The 21,654-nt window shown below is 47.4% G+C and carries 22 protein-coding genes, 2 tRNA genes and 1 pseudogene; 16 read left to right on the top strand and 9 right to left on the bottom strand.

Annotated features, from left to right (window positions below; translation table 11 throughout):
* A partial coding sequence (locus CAG65_RS07000) for a PAS domain-containing protein (protein ID WP_161453046.1) occupies window positions 1–803 on the bottom strand: 803 nt, incomplete at its 3' end.
* Between the two features lie 298 nt (window positions 804–1,101).
* Here CAG65_RS07000 and CAG65_RS06995 point away from each other — a divergent pair.
* The 12 genes from CAG65_RS06995 (at window position 1,102) to CAG65_RS06940 (ending at window position 12,444) form a co-directional block, all read left to right on the top strand.
* Complete coding sequence (locus CAG65_RS06995) at window positions 1,102–1,365, top strand: STAS domain-containing protein (protein WP_021703348.1); 264 nt, start codon at window positions 1,102–1,104, stop codon at window positions 1,363–1,365.
* 35 nt (window positions 1,366–1,400) lie between these two features.
* Window positions 1,401–1,757, top strand: a complete 357-nt coding sequence (locus CAG65_RS06990) for a response regulator (protein WP_161453044.1) — start codon at window positions 1,401–1,403, stop codon at window positions 1,755–1,757.
* A gap of 13 nt (window positions 1,758–1,770) precedes the next feature.
* On the top strand, window positions 1,771–3,819 hold the full coding sequence (locus tag CAG65_RS06985) for a chemotaxis protein CheA (RefSeq protein WP_161453043.1): 2,049 nt from the start codon (window positions 1,771–1,773) through the stop codon (window positions 3,817–3,819).
* The gene (locus CAG65_RS06980; RefSeq protein WP_161453041.1) at window positions 3,807–4,331 is read left to right on the top strand and encodes a chemotaxis protein CheW; all 525 of its coding nucleotides are present in this window, start codon (window positions 3,807–3,809) and stop codon (window positions 4,329–4,331) included. The genes CAG65_RS06985 and CAG65_RS06980 overlap by 13 nt, the downstream gene beginning before the upstream one ends.
* The gene (locus tag CAG65_RS06975) at window positions 4,321–4,785 is read left to right on the top strand and encodes a chemotaxis protein CheW (protein ID WP_021703352.1); all 465 of its coding nucleotides are present in this window, start codon (window positions 4,321–4,323) and stop codon (window positions 4,783–4,785) included. Before CAG65_RS06980 ends, CAG65_RS06975 begins: the two co-directional genes overlap by 11 nt.
* An 11-nt stretch (window positions 4,786–4,796) precedes the next feature.
* On the top strand, window positions 4,797–7,166 hold the full coding sequence (gene aer2 / locus CAG65_RS06970) for an aerotaxis transducer Aer2 (protein WP_021703353.1): 2,370 nt from the start codon (window positions 4,797–4,799) through the stop codon (window positions 7,164–7,166).
* Window positions 7,166–8,074: a CheR family methyltransferase gene (locus CAG65_RS06965; protein ID WP_161453039.1), complete on the top strand. Its 909-nt coding sequence runs from the start codon at window positions 7,166–7,168 to the stop codon at window positions 8,072–8,074. Before aer2 ends, CAG65_RS06965 begins: the two co-directional genes overlap by 1 nt.
* Entirely contained in the window at window positions 8,074–8,730 is a 657-nt protein-coding gene (locus tag CAG65_RS06960) for a chemoreceptor glutamine deamidase CheD (RefSeq protein WP_021703355.1), read from the top strand. Before CAG65_RS06965 ends, CAG65_RS06960 begins: the two co-directional genes overlap by 1 nt.
* The gene (locus CAG65_RS06955; protein WP_161453037.1) at window positions 8,730–9,764 is read left to right on the top strand and encodes a protein-glutamate methylesterase/protein-glutamine glutaminase; all 1,035 of its coding nucleotides are present in this window, start codon (window positions 8,730–8,732) and stop codon (window positions 9,762–9,764) included. Before CAG65_RS06960 ends, CAG65_RS06955 begins: the two co-directional genes overlap by 1 nt.
* A complete protein-coding gene (locus CAG65_RS06950) occupies window positions 9,757–10,908 on the top strand; it encodes a methyl-accepting chemotaxis protein (RefSeq protein ID WP_161453035.1) in 1,152 nt (383 codons plus the stop codon). Before CAG65_RS06955 ends, CAG65_RS06950 begins: the two co-directional genes overlap by 8 nt.
* A gap of 284 nt (window positions 10,909–11,192) precedes the next feature.
* A complete protein-coding gene (locus CAG65_RS22200; protein WP_237668773.1) occupies window positions 11,193–11,375 on the top strand; it encodes a hypothetical protein in 183 nt (60 codons plus the stop codon).
* A gap of 4 nt (window positions 11,376–11,379) precedes the next feature.
* Window positions 11,380–12,444 (top strand): outer membrane beta-barrel protein, encoded by a 1,065-nt coding sequence (locus tag CAG65_RS06940; protein ID WP_161453031.1) that lies wholly within the window; start codon window positions 11,380–11,382, stop codon window positions 12,442–12,444.
* Here the strand turns inward: CAG65_RS06940 and CAG65_RS06935 are convergent.
* From CAG65_RS06935 to CAG65_RS06920, 4 genes are all read right to left on the bottom strand, one after another.
* Window positions 12,441–12,809, bottom strand: a complete 369-nt coding sequence (locus CAG65_RS06935) for a hypothetical protein (protein WP_021703360.1) — start codon at window positions 12,807–12,809, stop codon at window positions 12,441–12,443. The two genes, CAG65_RS06940 and CAG65_RS06935, sit on opposite strands and share 4 nt — an antisense overlap.
* Before the next feature lie 550 nt (window positions 12,810–13,359).
* On the bottom strand, window positions 13,360–13,722 hold the full coding sequence (locus CAG65_RS06930) for a DUF1304 domain-containing protein (RefSeq protein ID WP_021703361.1): 363 nt from the start codon (window positions 13,720–13,722) through the stop codon (window positions 13,360–13,362).
* A gap of 17 nt (window positions 13,723–13,739) precedes the next feature.
* Window positions 13,740–14,255 carry a GNAT family N-acetyltransferase gene (locus CAG65_RS06925; RefSeq protein WP_081693103.1) on the bottom strand — a complete coding sequence of 172 codons (516 nt, stop codon included), beginning with the start codon at window positions 14,253–14,255 and terminating at the stop codon, window positions 13,740–13,742.
* An 11-nt stretch (window positions 14,256–14,266) separates the two neighbouring features.
* Complete coding sequence (locus CAG65_RS06920; RefSeq protein ID WP_021703363.1) at window positions 14,267–15,346, bottom strand: threonine aldolase family protein; 1,080 nt, start codon at window positions 15,344–15,346, stop codon at window positions 14,267–14,269.
* Window positions 15,347–15,626: 280 nt separating this feature from the next.
* On the opposite strand from CAG65_RS06920, the gene CAG65_RS06915 reads away from it, so the two are divergent.
* Both CAG65_RS06915 and CAG65_RS06910 read left to right on the top strand, forming a co-directional pair.
* On the top strand, window positions 15,627–16,103 hold the full coding sequence (locus CAG65_RS06915) for a hypothetical protein (protein ID WP_040902079.1): 477 nt from the start codon (window positions 15,627–15,629) through the stop codon (window positions 16,101–16,103).
* A gap of 158 nt (window positions 16,104–16,261) precedes the next feature.
* Window positions 16,262–17,353, top strand: a complete 1,092-nt coding sequence (locus CAG65_RS06910; RefSeq protein ID WP_161453029.1) for a calcium:proton antiporter — start codon at window positions 16,262–16,264, stop codon at window positions 17,351–17,353.
* A 30-nt stretch (window positions 17,354–17,383) separates the two neighbouring features.
* Here CAG65_RS06910 and CAG65_RS06905 read toward each other — a convergent pair whose 3' ends face one another.
* Window positions 17,384–18,241, bottom strand: a complete 858-nt coding sequence (locus CAG65_RS06905; RefSeq protein ID WP_161453027.1) for a LysR family transcriptional regulator — start codon at window positions 18,239–18,241, stop codon at window positions 17,384–17,386.
* A 111-nt stretch (window positions 18,242–18,352) separates the two neighbouring features.
* On the opposite strand from CAG65_RS06905, the gene CAG65_RS06900 reads away from it, so the two are divergent.
* Window positions 18,353–19,609: an adenylosuccinate synthase gene (locus CAG65_RS06900; protein WP_161453025.1), complete on the top strand. Its 1,257-nt coding sequence runs from the start codon at window positions 18,353–18,355 to the stop codon at window positions 19,607–19,609.
* Window positions 19,610–19,780: 171 nt separating this feature from the next.
* Here the strand turns inward: CAG65_RS06900 and CAG65_RS06895 are convergent.
* Both CAG65_RS06895 and CAG65_RS06890 read right to left on the bottom strand, forming a co-directional pair.
* A tRNA-Val gene (locus CAG65_RS06895) sits at window positions 19,781–19,857 on the bottom strand.
* A 25-nt stretch (window positions 19,858–19,882) separates the two neighbouring features.
* A tRNA-Val gene (locus CAG65_RS06890) sits at window positions 19,883–19,959 on the bottom strand.
* A gap of 299 nt (window positions 19,960–20,258) precedes the next feature.
* Between CAG65_RS06890 and CAG65_RS06885 the strand changes: the two genes are divergently transcribed.
* Entirely contained in the window at window positions 20,259–21,314 is a 1,056-nt protein-coding gene (locus CAG65_RS06885) for a GGDEF domain-containing protein (protein WP_161453023.1), read from the top strand.
* A gap of 57 nt (window positions 21,315–21,371) precedes the next feature.
* Here CAG65_RS06885 and CAG65_RS06880 read toward each other — a convergent pair.
* Window positions 21,372–21,654: pseudogene (locus tag CAG65_RS06880) on the bottom strand (glycosidase); the annotation flags it as partial.

Below are 21,654 nucleotides of genomic sequence, written 5' to 3'. Positions count from 1 at the left end.
ACATAGTATTGATTGTCTAATACATACTCACTTGCTAGACGTCTGAATTCGTGTTCATCCGGGATGGCGATATCTTGCATGGTAAAGTCTGGTTCAACATTGCCAAGCTCATTGTGTACACCTTCCAAGTTAAAGAAACGCACAATTAATACCGAATGGGTACTGCTCATAGAAACGCGCTTAACATCAAGTTCCTGCATCATAAACTCGCCTTGGCGAGTCTGATTCTCGATGCGCCCCACCCATCGATCCGAGTGTTTGAGTGCGGCTTTCAGACGTTGCAAAAATACCTCGTTTGCCATCCCTGAGCTGCTGTCCGTCAGAGGTTTACCGATACATTGAGAAGCACTCAGTCCAAAACAGTTCAAAAAGGTTTGGTTAACAAACAACACATCGAAATCTTCATCAACAATGACCACCGACTTTCGGTCATCATCCAGAATGCTGTCTATTGATCGGTAGGTGTGCATCATTTTGGGCAGTTCGGAGATGACTTCTAAATTGCCAGAAATAACGTCGTCAGCGACTTTCGACCCCGAAACTCGTATCACCTTTGATAGCAGACCTTTGGTGCTGTAAAGAATACTTGTGACATACATTTTGTCCTGAGCGATACAGATTTTAAGAAAGTCATAAAAACTACGCCGCGTACGTTTTGACATAGGTTTTAAAACGTCACGCAACGCACCGCTTTTGATCAGCGTCCGTTCGTGCAAAGCATCGTGAACGAGGACCTGTTTACTCTCTAAATCGACGGACCACAATGCTTGTGTTGAATTCGGGTACTGACCCATCTGCGCCATGCTGTACCTACCCTAGCCTTATTCTTCGGTATGCAACAAGCAAGTTAGGAAAACACGGTGTATTTTCAACGATTAATTTTATCGATAGGCAAAAGATGCGAGGTATATGGACACGTTTTATACCAAAGTATTATTCGGTTTCTGTTCTGTAAACATCCAAATAAAGCGTGAGGTTGTGTTTTTTGCAAATACAACACATCAAATTGACGCTATCTATCTCAGTTATCAAGAAAAACATTAATAAAAAAGTTGAAACAAAAAATCGCATCCTATACTGCTAAAAAAACAGAGGTGGCCTATGCACTATACCCTTCAAAGCGAAGTAAACATCGCCAATATTGAACAAGTTAAAGCGCAACTCACAACATCGCTGACTCAAGGGGAAGCGGTGGAATTAGACGCCAGTGAAGTGTGCAAAGTGGATACAGCGGGTATGCAGTTACTGCTCTCGTATGTACTTGGTTTGAAACAACAAGGAACAGAAGTTCATTGGAAAAGCCCATCAGACGAGTTAAGCACAGTCGCTAAATTGCTGGGGTTGGATTCAACTCTCTTCCAGTAAACAGAATTGTTTTTGATTATCAAAAGGAACTCGATATGAAAATTCTTGCTGTGGACGATTCACAATCTATTCGTCAGATGGTCAGCCATACTCTGCAGGATGCAGGTCACGAAGTCACAACAGCGGTTGATGGTGTGGATGCGCTAAGCAAATCAAAACAGGCTAAGTACGACATCATCATTTCAGATATCAATATGCCCAACATGGACGGCTTGGAATTTGTCAAACAAGTCAGAAGCCAGGCTATTCACAAATTTATCCCGATTCTTATGCTAACTACAGAAACCAGTGCAGAGAAAAAGTCTCAGGGCAAACAGGCAGGCGCAACCGGTTGGATCGTCAAACCTTTCAACCCCGAGACGTTGATTAAAACCATTCAACGCGTGGTTTGAGTAAGGTGGTGGTATGGCATTGGACATGGACCAATTACGCGGCATTTTCCAAGAAGAGTGTCGCGACAATCTCCAGCTTATTGAACAAGAGCTACTGGCTTTCGACTGTGAAAGCCCGGATGCAGAAACAATCAACACTATATTTCGCGCCGCCCATTCGATAAAAGGCGGTGCGGGCACTTTTGATTACCACTACATCAGTGACTTCACACATTTGGTAGAAACACTGTTAGATGAAGCTCGCAACGGAAAGCGGCAGCTTGACCGCGGCAGTATTGATCTGCTGCTAAAAGCAAATGATTTCACTGAACAAATGCTTTCGAATTACGAATCAGACACCGAAATTGATCTCTCAAACATGGCCCAGCTGACTCTAGAGCTTCAATCACTGCTGAAAAGTGAGTCGCTGGGCACGCTTGACGGCGACGAAAACCGTGAACTTCAAAAGCAGAACACTGAACTGCAAGAGCACGGTGAATGGGAAATACACTTCGCCCCTCATGAAGATCTGTTTTTTTCCGGTAACGATCCGGCCCGAATTATAAAGGAGCTCACCAGCCTCGCGAGTGAAAGCAACGTCATCTGTCAGATAAATGAAGTCCCTGATTTCGCACAGCTCGAACCTCAGTCTTGTTTCCTTTCCTGGATAATTAAGCTTGACGAGAGCGTAAGCGAATCCGATATAAAAGAAGTGTTCGAGTGGGTCGAAGATGAATGTGATCTCAGTATCAAACGCATTTTGCACGGCCACACACAAGACGAAGAACATATTGAAGTCACCACTACCGAAACACAACAAGTCTCCAAACCTGCTGCTCCGCAGAACCCGCGCAGTGGTTTTTCGATTCGTGTGGATATCGAAAAAGTCGACCACCTGATTAACCTGGTCGGAGAGCTGGTCATCACCCAGTCAATGATCAACGAACTCTCTCATGACTTTGACATGAGTAAGCTTGAGCCGTTGCAAAGCGGTATCGAACAGCTACTGCAAAATACGCGTGAAATTCAAGACAGCGTACTCAACATACGAATGCTTCCGGTCAGCTTTGCCTTTAACCGCTTCCCGCGTTTGATTCGCGATCTGGCGCCCAAACTCGGCAAAGAGATCCAACTGGATATTGAAGGTGAAAACACCGAGCTGGATAAAACTGTGCTGGAAAAAATTACCGACCCATTGGTGCATCTGATCCGTAATGCCGTCGACCATGGTGTTGAAACGCCCGACGCAAGAAAGCAGAAAGGCAAAAGTCCGCAAGGTCGTGTGGCATTAAAAGCCAGTCATCAGGGCGGTAATGTCGTGATCGAAATTCAGGATGATGGCGCAGGCATTAACCCCTCGGTAATTTTCGACAAAGCAATTAACAAAGGCTTATTACCCCCCCATACCCAACGACACGAAATGAGCGACGACCAGATTTTCCAGCTTATTTTTATGCCCGGTTTTTCCACCGCTGATGTCGTTTCAGATTTGTCTGGTCGCGGGGTTGGTATGGATGTAGTGAAAAAGAACATCGAGTCTCTCGGCGGTGCTATCGCTGTAGAATCTTACATCGATGCCGGAAGCCGTTTCACGATAACACTTCCGCTCACACTCTCCATTCTTGACGGTCAGTTGGTCAACGTCTGTGGGCAAATTTACGTGATTCCTTTGATTTCAATTGTGGAATCCATTCAAGTGGAACAAGGAAAAATTAATATCGCAGCCGGCGGCCAGGAACTGTATCAACTACGGGATCAAAATTTGCCTATTGTCCGGTTACACCACGAGTTTGATCTGAGTTCCAACAAGCGAATCGAAGACGGCTTATTGTGCTTTGTTGAAGCCAATGGACAAAAAGTAGGCCTGTTACTCGATGATTTGCTTGGTCAGCAGCAAGTTGTCATTAAATCTCTCGAATCCAACTTTCGCAAAGTGCATGGCATTTCTGGTGCAACCATACTCGGTGACGGTTCCGTGTCCCTGATTCTGGACATTCAAAGTTTGATTTCAACCAGCATGAAGTCGTCAGTGACAGAGCATGAAGCACCACATGTGATTGAGGGGGTGTCATGCGAGAGCTAACCGATACTCAACAAATAAGCCACAACAGTTCAGATGATGCACAGAGCACAACCTATCGCGAATTTCTCGGCTTCTTAATTGGCGAAGAGTTGTATGGCATTAATATTTGCGACATTGAAGAGATTCGAGTCTGGCAGACTCCGACTTTGATTCCGAACAGTGCAGATTTCGTGATGGGCGTTATCAATTTGCGCGGGATGATCGTGCCGATTTTCGATTTGCGAATTCGCTTCCATCGTATCCGGCCTGACTACCAGCCAACCACCGTCATTATCGTCCTCAAAGGCACCAATTCACAGGGTGATACAAAGCATGTGGGCGTCGTGGTGGATGGTGTTGCCGATGTTATTACGTGTATGGCGCACGAGATCACCCCTTTGCAGCGTGTTACATCGCTATCACGGTTTATCGAAGGGATAACTCGTCAGAAAAACGGGCTTGCAACCATACTCAGCACACGTCCACTAATGGACCTGACTGAAGAAAGCGAGGAGGGATTCTGTGATCAATGACAGTAAAGAGTACCTCTCTTTTGTGATTGAGGAGGAAGAGTATGCGATTGATATCTTGGATGTTAGAGAAGTGCGAGGCTGGACTCACATTAGAGCATTGCCTAACTCACCCAGCTACATACTGGGAGTCTTAGAGCTCCGTGGGGAGTACATCCCTATCATAGACCTGCGGCAGAAATTCGGCTTCGAACCCAGTCAAATCTCCGATTTAACGGTGGTGATTTTACTCAAATTCAACAGCAGCAGTTTAGGCATTATCGTCGATGCCGTCGCAGACGTTTATCCACTGACTCAGGAACAAGTGCAACCGCCACCGTTGGGCGGTGAGCACCCCAGATATCGTTACATTAAGGGCATCGCGAATATCAATAACAAACACATCATCTTAGTAAAACTAGAAAAATTTTTTGATCTGCAGGAATTAGATCAAGTCTTGAGCGACAAAATCAGCTAGAGGATACAGCAATGGGTTTCTTTAACAGCCGTGAATTAGAACAAGTCAAAAAAGACTACGCACAGCTCCAACAGCAACTGGAGCAACAATCTCAGGAACTGAACCGAGTCTCCTCTGCCCTGAACAGCGCGCAGACCGCGTTGATGATGGTCGATCGTGACCTCGTGATTAACTATGTTAATGAAACCTCCGTCGAATTGCTCAAACAATGTGAAGCCGAATTCCGTTCCGTCTGGCCAGGTTTTGAAGCGAGCTATGACTTTCTGATCGGTCGTTGTATTGATGAGTTCCACAAAGACCCCTCTCATCAACGCGCAATTTTGTCGAATCCCAATAACCTCCCCTTTCGTACAGACATACGCATCGGTAAGTTGATCATTGAACTCAATGTTGGTGCGGTGCTTGACGAAAGCCGCCAACACATAGGATCGACGCTTGAGTGGCGTGATGTTACCGAAGAACGCCGGAAAGAAAACGAAATCGCGACGCTCCAAGCTTCTGTCGATCAGGCTCAGACAGCGATGGTAATGGTGGACCGTGATCTCATCATTACTTACGTAAACCGCCAGACACTAGAACTGTTTAAAGAGTGTCAGCCCGAATTCCGCAAATTCTGGCCCGATTTCACTGCCGAAGAAAACTGGTTGCTCGGTCGTTGTATCGACCAGTTCCACAAACAGCCTGAGCATCAACGTCGTTTATTGGCCGATCCCTCCAATCTGCCATTTTCAACCGATATTACCGTTGGCGAGATCAAAATAGAGCTTAACGTTGCGGCAATCGTAAACGGCAGCGGCGAATACATAGGCTCGACGCTCGAATGGCGTAATGTAACAGAAGAGCGCAAAAAAGAACTGGAAATCGGCCGTCTGGCTTCCGCGGTAGATGGTATGACAACCAATCTAATGATGTCTGACCTGGATGGAAACATCACCTACCTTAATCCGTCACTGCACAAACTGCTTAAGAGCCGGGAAAGTCAGTTAGCTGAGATCTTTCCGGGATTCGCGGTGGATAAATTGGTGGGACAGAGCATTGATATATTCCACAAACGTCCCGAGCATCAACGTTCAATTATCTCAAATCCGGATCGGTTGCCATTTACTTCCAACATCACTGTTGGAGATCTGAAATTCACTCTGACTTGCATTGCCATGCGCGATCCTGCCGGTAACTTTATCGGCCCTGCGCTGCAGTGGGTTGATATCACCGAACAAGTTGATGGTCAGCAGCAAATCGAAAAACTGATTGCCAATGCTTCTTGCGGTGAGCTGGCGTCTCGGATCGACAGCAGCCAATACTCAGGCTTCATGGCTCAGTTAAGCGAAGGCGTCAACGGGCTATTAGACGCCGTCGTGAACCCTATCCGCCAGTGTATTGATGTGATGTCCAAAGTCGCCGACGGCGACCTCAAGCAAACCATGTCCGATGACATGCAAGGTGAATTTGCAGAGCTCGCAAACTCAGTGAATGCATCAATTCAGAACTTGCGAAACATGGTTGAGAAAATCACCGCCTCTTCCGCCCGAGTCGCAACGGCATCCACAGAAATTGCTGATGGTAACAACGATTTGAGTCAACGAACTGAGGCACAGGCCTCCAGCCTCGAAGAGACGGCAGCCAGTATGGAACAGATGACGGCCACCGTTCGCCAGAACGCAGAAAGCGCAGAGGGAGCGAATCATCTCGCTATCGATGCCACCAGCAAGGCCACCAAGGGGGGGCAAGTTGTCGGTCAGGCAGTGTCTGCTATGGCTGAGATTAACGATGCCAGCAAGAAGATCTCTGACATTATCGGTGTGATTGATGAAATCGCATTCCAAACCAACCTGCTGGCGCTCAACGCGGCAGTCGAAGCTGCACGCGCCGGAGAGCAAGGTAAAGGGTTTGCGGTTGTGGCTGGTGAAGTTCGCAATTTGGCCCAACGCTCAGCTGGTGCCGCCAAAGAGATCAAAGCGCTCATCAAAGACAGCGTAGACAAAGTATCAGAAGGTACTCGACTGGTAGACGAATCGGGTGAAACGTTAAACGAGATTGTCGCGTCAGTGACTGAAGTCACCGATTTGATCAGCAAAATCAATCAGGCAAGCCAAGAGCAATCGACCGGCATCGAAGAGATCAGTAAAGCCATTGTTACGATGGACGAAATGACGCAGCAAAACGCCGCACTGGTGGAAGAGGCATCCGCAGCAAGCCAATCGCTCAAAGACGAAGCCGGCGAACTTTTGAAACTGATGAATTTCTTTGCCACCGATAACAATCTCAGTTCAGTACCCATGACGGCCGAAACCATCAGCCTCTCGTCGGTACCGGCTGCACAAAAGCAGAGTTTACAAGCCAAAAGCCGTGTTTCTAACGGTGACGAGTGGGAAGAATTCTAATGGCGCAGATTGATCTGGCTCCGATTGGAGAGCAAAAGCGCTCTCCAAATAAACCAACTACGACGGCGCCGCAAACCGAGTTTTCCTTTACAGATCAGGATTTCGACTATATTCGTCAATTCCTATATCAGGAGACGGGGATCTCTTTATCACCGATTAAACGGCAAATGGTGTATGGCCGTGTGGTTAAACGCCTCCGTTACTGTGGCTGCCAATCGGTTGCTGCGTACCTGCGCAAAATGCGCCAATCTGAGGATGAAAAAGAAAAACTCATCAATGCCCTGACCACCAACAAAACCCACTTTTTCCGTGAGCAACATCATTTTGATTTTATCAAGCAGCACTTGTTGGCAAAGTGGGCACAACAACCCAAGACACGGATTTGGTCAGCAGGCTGCTCTACTGGTGAAGAGCCCTATTCCCTGGCCTGCCTGATTCACCTATTCATTGTGTACTTGCGCTCAAAAGGCTCGTCGGCGTCATTTCAGGATGCTCGGATATTGGCGACTGACCTTGATACCAACGTGTTAGAGAGAGCAAAACGTGGTGTGTATTGCGAGTCAGCGCTGGACTCTATCCCTGAGAGTTATCTGAAAAGCTGCTTTCGTAAAGGTCGGGGCGAGAATCTCGGTCATATCCAGGTCAAACCGGAAGTCGCACAGCAAGTGGTTTTCAATCAGCTCAATCTGCAACGCCCTTGGCCTATCCAGGCAGAGCTTGACCTCATCATGTGCCGGAATGTCATGATCTACTTTGACAAACAAACGCAGAAGAGTCTGATTCAGCGCTTCTATGACCAACTGAAACCAGGCGGATACCTCATTATCGGTCACTCCGAAGGTTTAGGCGAATTGAGTCATCTATTCGAACACAAGGGCATGACCATTTTCAGAAAACGTGAGGATTGATGGATTCAGTTATTGGCTATCACTCTGGTCATTTCAGCCAGTCCACTGGCAGCGATGGGTTCACCCGCTTTTACAGTCCGGAGTTTGGCAAAGAAGTGGTCAAGATCGCACCAGGCGAAATTTATTGCAGTAAGCAAAACGAACTGATCCTCACCGGGCTGGGCTCTTGTGTCAGCGTTTGTGTCTGGGACAGCCGGTTGCGTTTTGGTGGGTTGAATCATTTTCTATTGCCAAACTGCGCCCATGTCGATCATTGGCAACGCTCTGAGCAACTCTCTGTGGAATCACGTTATGGCTTGCACGCGATGGAGTTGTTAATAAACAGCATGCTCAAGATGGGCTCTTTGAAGTCTGATTTGGTTTTTAAATTGTTTGGAGGCGGCACGTTCAGTAGCAACGGGTATTGTGTAGGAGAGCGCAATAAAGCCTTCATCAGCGAGTTTGTCGACACTGAGCAATTAACCGTCATTAATCGCGATCTTGGGGGACGCGTTGCCCGGCGACTGGTGTTTGATCCTCAAACGGGTCGCGCACTGATCAAGAAAATCGATATGGAACTGCTGCAACAAACGGTTGCACTTGAACGTTATTATCAACAGCAACTTGATACTGAACTGGTGACAGAAGCTGCTCAACAACGTGTGGAGTTATTCTGATGAAAGTGTTTAAAGTTATTGTCGTTGATGATTCTGCCCTATTTCGTTCACTGCTAAGCGAAATCATTAATTCCGATAAACGCCTCGAAGTCGTAGCAACGGCGGAAGATCCGTATCAGGCTCGTGAGCAGATAAAAAAACACAAACCCGATGTGATAACACTGGACATAGAAATGCCTCGCATGAATGGCCTGCAGTTTCTGAAAAATCTGATGCGTCTCCATCCGCTTCCGGTGGTGATGATTTCGTCGCTGACCCAACATGGTCAGCAAGTGACGTTAGAAGCTCTTGAGTTAGGGGCTGTGGACTACTTCCCTAAACCGACCCAAGAAATTCTCAGTGAATTAATGAATTATCGCCAATTGGTTATTGAAAAGGTGATTACAGCGGCCCGGGCAAACATCAGCGGTAACCTGCATGACACCGCTCAGTCACCGATGAAAAAATCCAGTCACGCAAGCCAAGTGCAATTAATCGCCATTGGCGCGTCAACCGGTGGCACAGAAGCCATACGCTATATCCTGTCTCAACTGCCCAATAACTTGCCACCAATCGTCATTACCCAGCACATCAATCCAGCCTTCAGTGCTGCGTTTGCCAAACGTCTCAAACAAGTAACGAGTCTGAACTCTATTGAAGTCACGGATTCCGGCTTGATGCTAAAACCTGGCCATATCTATGTTGCCCCTGGTAATCAGCATTTGGGCGTTGAATTTCGTGGTGGTCAGTTATTTTCACAACTGGATGATGGCGAAAAAGTGAATCGGCACAAGCCATCCGTTGACGTCATGTTTGATTCCATCGCACGTTTCCCTCGCTTGAAAACATTAGCTATTTTGCTGACTGGCATGGGCAACGACGGAGCCCAGGGCATGCTGAACTTAAAACAGCGAAACAGTTATAACCTGGTTCAGGATGAACGTAGCTCGACTGTCTGGGGAATGCCAAAAGTCGCTTATGAACTCAACGCGCATCATGAAGTTCTTCCTTTACAACAAATACCGAAAACAATTATGGAGAAGTGCTATGGATAGAGCTTCCTATCTTCGGCCTGTACTGATATTGAACCTGGCAGTGATCGTTTTGCTGGTTCTAAACGCAGGGTTGACTCAATATTCAGCGTATTTCATTCCCGTTATCATCACTGGAATCATGGCGTCCAGTTGGTTAGTCATACGCGTCGAACGCAGTAACGAGCCAGTGATGACCGTAGACGATGCTTCAACAAAACAGGTACTTCAAGCCGTGTATGACGCCACAAACGACGACCTGACTCAGGCGTCCACTTCCCTGACCAATCAGTTAAGTGTCATCCAGGATTCTTCGTTAAATCTCAATCAAAGCTTTATTGATATGCAGCAAGCATGTGAACAGCAAACCGCATGCGCCACCGAACTGACGCGAAAATTGCTGAATGACAACAATCAAGAGTTCAGTCTGAGCAATGTCGCCCCCCAGACAGAAAAAGTGATTGCCAGCTATGTCCATAGCCTGGAAGAAATTCGCTCTCAGAGTAAGATGGCCTGCCAATCCATGGAGACCATGTCAGTACAGTTATCAGGGATGTTCCGGCTCATTGAGCAAGTCAGGGATCTTTCCGATCAAACTAACCTGCTGGCACTAAATGCCGCAATAGAAGCGGCTCGAGCGGGAGAAGCAGGCCGCGGATTTGATGTGGTGGCGCAGGAGGTACGAAACCTCTCTAATCAGGCGGGCTCTTTGAACAATCAGATACAGAGCCAAGTCACCACTGCGCAGAAAACCATTAGTGATGTGAGCGAAATCATCCAGAAAATGGCAGCGATTGACATCTCAGCCGCTGAAGAATCAAAAACACAAGTCGACACCATGCTCAAAGGTGTTGAATCCGTCTATACCCAGGTCGATGAACAAGTCGAGCAATTGCAACATAACGCGAAACGCGTCAATGAACTGGTTAACGTCGGCGTGCGTTCCCTGCAGTTTTCCGACATCGTATCGCAGCAAAACGAACACATAGCGTTGAGTCTGGTGCAGTTAAACCATTCTCGAACTTTCGTCGAACAGTACCTGCAAGGCCAATCCGATACCGACACATTGATCCATCAACTAAGTGAATTAAAGCAACACTCGTCAGTAGACAAACATGGTTCCACATTGCAGTCAGACATGCACGAAGGCGAAGTCGAACTGTTTTGATCCGTCCTGTGATGTATAAGTTGATGATCAACCAGATGTTGTGGTTAAAAATACTGCTTCTTTCACTCGGAATACTTTGCTCCATGGCGACCGAGGCAAAGACAATCTACGTAGTGTCTGCTAATACACAGTGGCCAGAGCTGACTAAACATCAAACGAAGATGCTTTATCGTGGCAAAGTCACCCGAGTACAGAACCAAAAAGTGGTTCTTTGCGATCTCCCGGTGGACTCCCCAACACGAATCCATTTTTACCGACAACTATTGAGGAAATCACCTACTCAAATGTACACCCAGTGGGCCAGCCTGGCCTTTTCAGGCAAAGTACAGCCTCCGATTCAGCTATCTGAGTACGGCGAACAGGCGGTTCTTAACTGGTTGTTCAACCATCCCAATGGCATTGCCTATTTTGATTTTGCTGTTGTCCCAGAATCCCTTAATGTGCTGTACACATTAGAATCGGAGTGACGCTATGAAAAACATCTCCAGCCTCGTGGCACTGCTGTTCTCTCCCTGCGTTTTAGCGGCTCACCCACTCAGCGACACTGTGATACTCGGCGGATTTGGCAGTGTTTCTGCCGCTAAATCAGACAACACCACGCCTTTGTTTCGTAATCGCGAAATTACGGATGACTGGTGCTATGACTGTGATTCAACCCTAGGGCTACAGCTTGACTGGCGGATATCTCCGGCGCTCAGAACGTCATTCCAACTCGCGAAACGTCCCCAGGATCATTATTCTGATCCTGAATGGGAGTGGGTTTATGCAGCCTATGAAGTCAATGCATTGACCATAAAGGTTGGTCGTCTGAGGTTACCTTTGTTTTTGATGTCGGAATACTACTACGTTTCCTACGCCTATCCTTGGTTCCGGCCACCACAGGATGTATATGACGCCACATTAGGTATTACCTCTTACGATGGCATTAGCTTTACTTGGAACGGTTGGTTAAGCGATCAAATCACCACCTCTGTTACTGCGCATTATGGCCTGCCAGATCAGGGGACCTTTGGGATCGTGGGTGGTCAACTTAAGTTGGATTCTGATTACACAGCGGGATTGTCGCTTCAACTTTATTTTGATGACAGCACGGTCAACGTGTCCTACCTCAGATCTGAAGCGAAGCAAACGGCCATAATGACAATCCCCTCAAGCGATCAGACGGTAACAGAACAATCCAAAGAGACCTTTGACATTTTCTCCGTCGGGATTGAACAGTATTGGGGGCCAGTACGGCTTCTCTCAGAAGGCTTGTTAAGTCGAGATTTATATGCGAATTGGTACGTGAGCCTCGATTATCACTGGCAGAGCCTGACACCCTATGTAACCTACTCACAACAACGCCGGGACCGCGACAGCGAATCTTATTTACTCGGGTTACGCTATACGTTGAATCAGCATTTGGCGGTGAACGCCGAATGGCAATATATCGATGCAAAGCGGGTAAACAGAAATGGGTCGTTTACTGCGCCACCGACAAGTTCGTCTCAAGAAGATGTGAACCTGTTTACGCTGGGGCTGTCATTTCAGTTTTAGTGGCGAGTGTAATAAGCGGGGATATTGACTTCGCTTTGTTCGATTAAATAACGAATATAGCGGGTACTTAAACTTTCTTCAGGCCATTGCGACACGATCCGTTTCGCGGCCGAGCCGTAGAAGTCATTTTTTAACAATAGCATCACTATGCGGTTGAATTTCTTTAGCCGACGGTGTAATCGCAGCTCACTTGCCTGGTTGTGGTTGTTGAGTACCGGGAGAAGACCTTCGAAGTACCACTGTTCAAGGATTTCACGCATCTCAAGCTCTTCAGCAGGCACATCCTGATGGCCCAATGATGTATCGAGCGGCGGTATGATTTTGTACACAACATCGTAAGGAGAGTTGACGTATTTGTATGTCATCGGAATGCACCTGAATCTATAGCGATAGCACTAAATAAGCTAGGATCAACCTATCGACTATCAAGTGAATTGACAGTAAAAAAATGGAAACAAGCGCACTAAAATAAAGTTGATTTTTTCGCCTGGGATCCATTATCTGCACAGAGAGCTGTTTACCGCCCTGTCCAGAACGGTGTCAGTCATTTCCGTACTCATACTTAGGATGAAAGTTTGTCAGCATTAGCCAAGCCGCTTTGTCCGCAACGTAAGACACGGGTAAACGCCATGATTAGGTACACTCCATGTATACAAAGCGTTTTGCTTCGGTGTGATGTTATTCAGGCAACTCGTATAAAAGAAGCAGAAGGAATGCCCTCAAGTGGGCTTTCAATCCTTAACACATCCTTGTGCAGGAAAGAAACACAGCGCTGCGTGACTAAGGCAAGCGCTGTGTTAGGGGGAATTGAAAGAGTGAGCAGACTAACGAAATTATGCAACAGCTACAATGTTGTTTGAAAATTATTGTTATTCGCACCTCAGAAGTATGAGTTGAGTCACCATTATCACGTGATTAACTAAACATAATTGCCAATACGGCCAGGACAGCAGGCCCTCCTTGAACGAATAATATTCTAGTATTTGCGCTCAAACCTCCAAATATGGCAGCGCAAATAACGCAAGATAGGAAAAACATCTGAATGCTGGTGCCGACTTCGGTATCCGGATACGTAAGTCCCCAAATCAAACCCGCACAGAGAAAGCCGTTGTACAGCCCCTGATTGGCGGCCAGCACTTTGGTGGATGCTGCAAATTCTTCACTGGTCGCAAACACTTTACGTGTTTTGGGTGACTGCCAGAGAAACATCTCCAAAATCAGAATGTAGGCGTGTTCCAGCGCGACGAATAACACTAAAGCTGTTGCGATATAACTCATCGTTTCCACCTCTTCACTTATCTCTCCGGTTGCTCTAGTACCAAGGTGATCAAACTTCGATCGCCATAAAGGTCGACGTTCCGGGCAGGTTTCATGGCCAATTTTCGTAACACGGCTAAGGAAGGCTGGTTGTCGACCAGCGAGACACCGTAGATTCGCTTAAGTTTGTTATGAGAAAAAATAAACTGTACAACCGACTGAGCGGCCTCCAGGGCTAACCCCAGCCCTAACGCATCACGAACCAAAGCATAACGAATATCAAAACAACCAGGTTGAGGACTTTCTTCAACCCCGACATAACCAAGTTTACGCTGCGCGTCCGTATTATCCAAAATCACAAAACTGCCAAACTCATGGCGTCGCCAATGATCAACCCGGTTCACGACATGCTGACTGATTTCTGATTCCGTATAGGGCTTTCCTTTGGGCAGAAACCGCGTCAATTGGGGGCACGACAGGATCTGGCGGTATACGTCCATGTCTTCTCGCTGCACAGGTCGTAACAACAAACGATCGGTTTGTAGCATCAACATCTCCGACTCTCCTACGGAGTTAATTTCGCTGCTATCGCGCTATGTATCGTCCGCAATGTTTGATGCAACAACTCATCTTCCATATTGAGCAGCAAGTCTCCGACATACCATTCCAGAAAACTCTGCTCTGGCAACGCTGCTTGTTGTGGATTCCCTATCCAGATACTGTGCTCCTCAGCCAGTTCATCTCTTAATACTTTGGCTTGCGACTCACTCAAAGGCAAATAGATGTGAAGCATATTGGACTGTGGCGCTGTCGGATTGAGCGTAAACAGCGGAAACTCTCCAAATTGTGTGTACAACTGCTTCGTGCGCTCAAACAGAGCGGGCATCGCAGCAATCCGCTCATCAAACTGCATCATCGCTGCCACGACGTAAGGCGTCCGATGCCAAACATTCCCACCTTGTCGCTTCATCCAAGTATCAGCCTGACGGATAAAGGATTTGTCACCCAAAAGCATTGCACCGCCTAATCCGTTCACACCTTTGTACATAGACACGTACGCAGAGTGGAAACCTTGCGCAACTTCCTGATAACTTTTTTGATACCACGCCGCCGCTTCCCACACTCTGGCCCCATCCATATGCAGATGGAAGTTATGGTTTGCGCAGTAGTCTTTTACAGCTTGTAAGTGTTCAAATTCAGGTAATTGACCACCGATTTCGCGCATTGGTAACTCATACAGTACGGCAGCCAACGGATCGGTAATGGCTTCCAGATGCTCGACAGTCCATGGCTGGTAAGGTTCTCCGACCGGCAATACGTTGAAACGTTGTTGCAGTTGATAGCCCTGACGTTCGTGCAAATAAACATGACTGGTCGGGTGCATCGCAACATTGGCACATTGCTTCTCCTGACAAGCAATCTGTAACGCTGTCGGCTGAGTCATGGTTCCCGTGATCACGAACAACCCTGCTTCAAACCCAAGTAAATCAGCCACCTTTTGTTCAAACGCCTGGATCAACTCCCCTTGCCCGTAGATGTCGTGTTCAACATTATTTTCGCGGCACCACTCAGCCATTCTTTCGAACATCTCAGCCGGTGAAATGCGCTTATTGCCATGTAACACCGTCTTGCATTTATTCTGCATATTCCATTCCCTGTCGTACGGAGGTTTTGTCGATAACACTCTAGTTTGTTTGTAACATCTTGTACAAAAATGAGTTTTCATTTGTTATACGCTCGACACTTCTGCCGAACAAAACGATAAAAAGACAAAAAATATCCGTGTCTCCTCGCTTATGGAGAGAAACTTTCTCACCTCGTGAGACCAAGTAATAGTTTGTAACAGAACGACGACAATTATCCATTTCCCCGTCGACATTCGCCGATATAATAGGCCCAACAAAATACGACACAGATCACACAAATTGCGCCATCACATCCTTCGACTGAGTCTCTTACTGCTGATCTCACTGTTTGCCCAACTGGCAAGCGCGTCGTCCTTTTTGGCCGATGATTTGTCGCGTGTTCAAGCCTTCGATACAGGCTTGTGTGCTACTGCACAAGAGCCTGATGCACTCTTTTTTGACGCTCACGCTGAGCAACCTGACGAAGAAAGCACACTGACACGATCATCCGTGCCGCCACTGTTTCGATGGCTGGGTCACTACTCGCTGAGCTCGGCAGATGGCACTGCCACTTGCGGCAGTGTTCCTGCTTATCAACTCGTGAACGAATTTCAGTCGGCCTCCATCTACCGATTGGCCAGACAAACGATCCCATTGTGCGAGTTTCGCCATCACTGGCTTGGTAAAGTATCGTCGTCACGAATCCGTATAGCCGGTTGGAAAGATGGCAATCTGTTTTACGCACACGAATACCCTATGAGCAAAACCTTCAGCTAAACACGTAATTTCTTATATTTACGAAAAAAATATTGCTGAAAGTTATGAATGACGCTTTTTCTGTCTCACCAGAAACGTCATACTTAACCTTATGCACATAGTGGCCGCCTTTTATGTCGGTTGGCTCGCGTAAAATTCATAACCAGGGGATTCCCTCAATGATCAAATTCCTTACCGACGAATTTATTCTGTTTCTCGGTATCATCGCTGTTGCATTCTTTAAATTAGGCGGTGAATCTCTACTCAGCAGTGGGCTCAGCACAGCCACGGGTATTTTGACAACCATCATTCTGTTCGCGATCGTATTAACCGCCATCTTTGCTGTAGTACGCCATTCGGATGCACTGGCGATCAAGCTCGGTGACCCATATGGCACCTTGATCCTGACACTTTCGGTGATTTCGCTCGAAGTGGTGATGATTTCTTCGGTCATGCTCACGGGCGATGCGAACCCCGTTATGGCACGGGATACGATGTTCGCCGTAATCATGGCGGTTCTGAACGGCTTGGTGGGTCTGACGCTGCTGATCGGTGGTTTGAAATACCACACTCAGTCATACAATATTGACGGGTTAAAAGCTTACCTGGTTGCGATCATCCCATTGGCTTTGCTGTGTCTTGTCATGCCGAGTTTTACCTCCTCAGATGATCAGGGCTCTTTGACCACCAACATGACAGCCGTGCTGGTTTTTGCTTCCGTGGCATTATATGCCGTATTTTTGTTTATTCAGACTCGCAGCCATACACATTTTTTCATTGATGGCGACCACCAGGATGAACACGAGTTCCACGGCCCGATGGGCTCCAACCTTTATCATTCAATTCTTTTGATTGCGTATCTGTTGGTGGTGATCTTGCTGGCAAAAAGCCTGGCTGTGCCTATCGACGACACCATCAGCCGTTTTGGTGCCCCTCCTGCGCTCGGTGGCCTGGTGATCGCCCTGTTGATTCTGGCTCCTGAAGGCGTGGGTGCTGTTAAGGCAGCCTTGAGTAACCAATTGCAGCGTGCTATGAATCTGTTCTTCGGTTCGGTGCTGGCCACTATTTCTCTCACCGTACCCGCGGTGCTGTTGATTTCTTCGGTGATGAATGAGCCTATCCATCTTGGGTTGGTTCCGGCTGAAATGGTTTTATTGGCCATTACGCTACTGATGGCCAGCGTCAGCTTCAGCAGCGGTCGGACCAACTCACTCAATGGTGCCACACACCTGATCCTATTCTTTGTCTATATCATCCTGATGTTTGAATAACGAAAAAGCCGGGCTCATTGCCCGGCCTTTTTATTCGCACTCTCTGGCGACCCAGGTCAATAACTGTTTTACCGCTTTCGATAACACCTGATTCTGCCGCACGATATAGCCAAAATTGGTGGCAGGAAAACCCGGCAACGGCGTAACCGAACGGGACAAGCTGAGCTTAGAGTGCAACGAAAAGTCCGGCACGATGGCGGTACCAAACCCAGCTTCCGCCCAATCGATTTGCGCCTCGACACTGCCGACCTCCATCACTCTGTGACGCGGTAACCTCAGCGCCGGTAACGAAGCATCAATCAACTCTCGGGTTCGGGTATCGTGCCCTAATAAAATGAGAGTCGGCAGCTCATCCCCCTCCCCGTGCCACTCGAGGATATTGTCTCCAAATGCACACCACTGAATCTGCATTAGCGGCGTGAAATGCAGTGGCTGGCTTTCCTTCTGAGCGATAACAAAACCGACATCGGCCCGTGCACTCTTAACTAAATCAACCGCTTGCGATGACGTTGTGTTAAACAGAGTCAGATCAATCCCCGGATACTGCTGTTTAAATTTCTGGAATGGGTGAATCAGCAGCAACCGGGAAACAATGTCACTGGCTGCAATCGACAGTGTTCCTTGAGTCAGTTCGTTGATGGCATTGAGGTCCGACTGACATATTTGCAACGCTTTCAACATATTCTGAGCTGTGTCCAATAACCGAATACCCGCTTGCGTCAATTGCACCGGATTTCGCTCTATTAGTTTTGCCCGGGTTGCTCCTTCCAGTTGTTTGATATGGAGGCTGACATTAGGCTGCGTCATGTGCAGTATCGTGGCCGTTTTGCCAAAGTGTTTCACTTCAGCCAATGTGACAAAGGTTCTGAGCCAATTCAGGTCCAACATGATCCGCCCTCTGTTGATATGAAATTCTTATTGGGTTAATCAGTATAATTAATTTCTCTTATCACATCGAGAGGCATAAGATTTGACCGTCTAATTTTTGGAGGATTACTTATGTCGTCTATCGTTGTTGTTGGTGCTAACTGGGGTGATGAAGGCAAAGGCCGCATCGTGGATTTTCTGGCTGAACAGGCTTCGGCAAGCATTCGCTTCCAAGGAGGCAACAATGCTGGTCACACCGTGGTGAACGACCTTGGTACGTTCAAACTACACCAACTGCCAAGCGGCGTATTTAATCCCGATTGTCTGGCCGTACTCGGTCCTGGTATGGTCATCAGCCCTGAAGCACTGTCGAAAGAGCTAGAAGAAGTTGAGTCTGCAGGCGTAAAAATCAATCTGAGCATTTCAGACCGCGCTACCTTGTGTCTCCCGCTGCATGCTATGGAAGACACGCTGGAAGAACAGCGTCTGGCGGATCGTGCCTATGGCTCAACCCGCCAGGGTATTGCTCCGGCGTACGGCGATCGCGTTATGAAGAAAGGCATTCTGGTGGGCTGGCTAAAACAGCCCGAAGTCCTGACCGAACGTTTGCAATTTATGCTCGACTGGAAACTGCCGCAAATGCGCGCCCTGTACCCAGACTTTCAATTTGAACAAACAGCAGAAGAGATGGCTCAGTGGTTACTGGACGTATCCGCACCTTGGCGCGATGCTATCTGTAATGTCAGCATACCGTTGAAAGCACTGCAACAAGACAACCAAAATCTGCTATTTGAAGCTCAGTTGGGTGCTGGACGTGACCTGACGTATGGCGAATACCCTTGGACGACATCATCTAACGTGGTTTCCATGTACGCAGGGATCGGCAGTGGCCTACCGGCTCTGCGTCCGGAGCGAGTGATTGCAGTTGCGAAAGCATTCAGCTCTTCCGTTGGTACTGGTACTCTGATCACGGCGATGGAAGAACAAGACGCGTTCCGCGAAGCGGCGAATGAGTTTGGAGCAACGACCGGTCGACCTCGTGACATGGGGTATTTTGATGCTGTTGCGACCAAGAACGGTGTTGAACTTCAAGCCGCCACAGAAATTGCGCTGACTAAGGTCGATTGCCTGACCGGGCTGAAAGATCTGAAAATCTGTGTGGCTTATGATGGCGAACACAGCGAAAACCCAATCTGGCCTCAAACGGCAGCCCTGTCTCCGGTTTACGAACAGATGGAAAGCTGGAGCGAAGACATCACTGCTTGTCGTAAATTTGAAGACCTACCAGTTGCGGCACAAAAATACGTACTGCGCATTGAAGAACTGATGGGTGTGCCAGTGAAAATGGTGTCTGTTGGCCCTGGCCGTGAACAGATGATCATGCGTTAAGCAGCAAATAAAAATAACAACATCATTTGGCTAATTCAAATCCGGGCAGATGCCCGGATTTTTTTCGTATCGACAATTCGAAGCAAACCGTTACTTAGGCCTGATTTACCCTGTAATGAAAAGTCCAAATACAACAAAGCCCGCTGTATAAGCGGGCTTTGTTTTGGAATTTGGTGCGTCTGAGTGGACTCGAACCACCGACCCCCACCATGTCAAGGTGGTGCTCTAACCAACTGAGCTACAGACGCAAAATATATTGATCGTTATCAGGAATGGTGCGTCCGAGTAGACTCGAACTACCGACCCCCACCATGTCAAGGTGGTGCTCTAACCAACTGAGCTACGGACGCATTCCCTGAGAACGAGGAGGATATTAACGACTGTTATTTAAAGGTGCAAGCGTAATTTCCAGTAATTTGAACTGTTTGGCCGACATATCACCACTTTGTTGAAAGTTTATCCATTTTAATCTCAGGCGCTTAACCGATGTCACTATTTAATGACAGGTTTAACAGCATTTACATGGATACTTAGAAGCGATATCAAGATCACTTATTCAAACATCAAAATTGATAATGAATTCGGTTTCATTAGTATGGAGGAATATTCATACCATCCCACAATCACCAGGCGCTAAGGATAATTCGTCATGGAATCAGACGTTTTTAACCCTTCTCACGAGCTACGAGCCGCCGTGCTGTCGTGCCTGAGCGCATTTCTTGCGTCGGTCTCTCTCTTTTTCGCGTTGTTTAATGCGTACTTTAATCAGTCTTACTTACTGAGTGGGCTTGAATTCGCCTATTTTCTGGTTTCTGTTTACGTCTATTGGCGTGCCAGACAAAGTAAGGTGCGTATTGCAGTGTCGGTGGCCTACATTTACTTTCTGGTACTGATTGTTGCCGTCGGTACATACATTAGCGTGTTTTCATCCGCTCTGGTCGTATGGACCTGTTTATTCCCGGTAATCAATTATCTTTTATTAGGTCGACGTTATGGGTTACTGAGTACCGGCTGCGTGTTGCTGATTCAAACCTTGGTGATTTCACTCAAAATCCATCAGGTCAATCACGTAATAGACTATCGCATGCTCATGAACCTGAGCGGGGTGTATCTCAGCTTATGGATTTTATCCCACATCTACGAAGTGCGTCGTAAATTCTCTGAGCAGTCTTTAGAACGTATGGCAGCACGCGATGCATTGACAGGCATTTTTAATCGTCATGCCCTGCTCCACCATTTTGAGAATCAGCGTAAGGTTTTAAGCAACACGTCCTTATCTGTTCTTATTCTCGATCTGGATTACTTCAAAAAAGTGAACGACCAGTACGGTCATAACACAGGCGACAAAGTGTTAATTCAGGCAGCCAACCTGCTACGGGATTTACTGCCCAACCATAACGCCTACCGCATCGGTGGCGAGGAATTCTGTATCACCCTGAACAACGTTGACGTGGACAAAGCCGTGCATATAGCCGAGTACCTGCGCAAGAAGTTTGCCAACCATACATTTCATGTTTCTGGCTACAGTATTCAGTTAACGGCCAGCATCGGCGTATGCGAATGTGCAGCCGAATTAACACTAGAAGATGTGCTGATTGCGGCAGATGTCGAACTATACCGCGCGAAACAAAACGGTCGTAATCAGGTCATGGTATGTGGCTCCTACGAAAACGAGCCTGAACAGGAAGCGTTATCTACCGCGTAACGTAAAACGAGTCTTGATAAACAAAGCCCGCGTCAATCGCGGGCTTTGTGATTCAGATTATCTCACGCTCAGCAAGCGTCCGGTTAATGCCGGAACCGTGACTGAGGTTATCCCGGGTTGCAGGTTGATTTGCTCTCCAGAAATAAGATCTACCAAATGCGAGGCGGCTTTTAATTGTGTGTTGTCTAACGACATCACTCGTTCAGCCGTACCCGTGTTCAGCGCATAAACAATCTGTTCGTCATCGTAAACTTTCAGATCCACATATAATTGATCGTCAATCCATAAGTTTCGACGCTCTCCCTTATACAACGCAGGATGCTCACTGCGAACCTGCATC

Origin of the sequence: Vibrio sp. V39_P1S14PM300 (genome assembly GCF_009904765.1) — a bacterium.
Lineage (GTDB): Bacteria > Pseudomonadota > Gammaproteobacteria > Enterobacterales > Vibrionaceae > Vibrio > Vibrio proteolyticus.
Note: the sequence above shows the minus strand (reverse complement) of the source record. Positions and strands in the feature narration are given on the sequence as shown.

Coding starts and splice junctions, on each gene's coding strand:
- CAG65_RS06955 (WP_161453037.1), top strand. CDS start 8,730: ATGAAAGTGTTTAAAGTTATTGTCGTTGATGATTCTGCCCTATTTCGT.
- CAG65_RS06925 (WP_081693103.1), bottom strand. CDS start 14,255: ATGTTGATGCTACAAACCGATCGTTTGTTGTTACGACCTGTGCAGCGA.
- CAG65_RS06935 (WP_021703360.1), bottom strand. CDS start 12,809: ATGACATACAAATACGTCAACTCTCCTTACGATGTTGTGTACAAAATC.
- CAG65_RS06980 (WP_161453041.1), top strand. CDS start 3,807: ATGCGAGAGCTAACCGATACTCAACAAATAAGCCACAACAGTTCAGAT.
- CAG65_RS06920 (WP_021703363.1), bottom strand. CDS start 15,346: ATGCAGAATAAATGCAAGACGGTGTTACATGGCAATAAGCGCATTTCA.
- CAG65_RS06900 (WP_161453025.1), top strand. CDS start 18,353: ATGTCGTCTATCGTTGTTGTTGGTGCTAACTGGGGTGATGAAGGCAAA.
- CAG65_RS06910 (WP_161453029.1), top strand. CDS start 16,262: ATGATCAAATTCCTTACCGACGAATTTATTCTGTTTCTCGGTATCATC.
- CAG65_RS06905 (WP_161453027.1), bottom strand. CDS start 18,241: ATGTTGGACCTGAATTGGCTCAGAACCTTTGTCACATTGGCTGAAGTG.
- CAG65_RS22200 (WP_237668773.1), top strand. CDS start 11,193: ATGTACACCCAGTGGGCCAGCCTGGCCTTTTCAGGCAAAGTACAGCCT.
- CAG65_RS06885 (WP_161453023.1), top strand. CDS start 20,259: ATGGAATCAGACGTTTTTAACCCTTCTCACGAGCTACGAGCCGCCGTG.
- CAG65_RS06940 (WP_161453031.1), top strand. CDS start 11,380: ATGAAAAACATCTCCAGCCTCGTGGCACTGCTGTTCTCTCCCTGCGTT.
- CAG65_RS06930 (WP_021703361.1), bottom strand. CDS start 13,722: ATGAGTTATATCGCAACAGCTTTAGTGTTATTCGTCGCGCTGGAACAC.
- CAG65_RS06960 (WP_021703355.1), top strand. CDS start 8,074: ATGGATTCAGTTATTGGCTATCACTCTGGTCATTTCAGCCAGTCCACT.
- CAG65_RS06965 (WP_161453039.1), top strand. CDS start 7,166: ATGGCGCAGATTGATCTGGCTCCGATTGGAGAGCAAAAGCGCTCTCCA.
- aer2 (WP_021703353.1), top strand. CDS start 4,797: ATGGGTTTCTTTAACAGCCGTGAATTAGAACAAGTCAAAAAAGACTAC.
- CAG65_RS06950 (WP_161453035.1), top strand. CDS start 9,757: ATGGATAGAGCTTCCTATCTTCGGCCTGTACTGATATTGAACCTGGCA.
- CAG65_RS06985 (WP_161453043.1), top strand. CDS start 1,771: ATGGCATTGGACATGGACCAATTACGCGGCATTTTCCAAGAAGAGTGT.
- CAG65_RS06990 (WP_161453044.1), top strand. CDS start 1,401: ATGAAAATTCTTGCTGTGGACGATTCACAATCTATTCGTCAGATGGTC.
- CAG65_RS06995 (WP_021703348.1), top strand. CDS start 1,102: ATGCACTATACCCTTCAAAGCGAAGTAAACATCGCCAATATTGAACAA.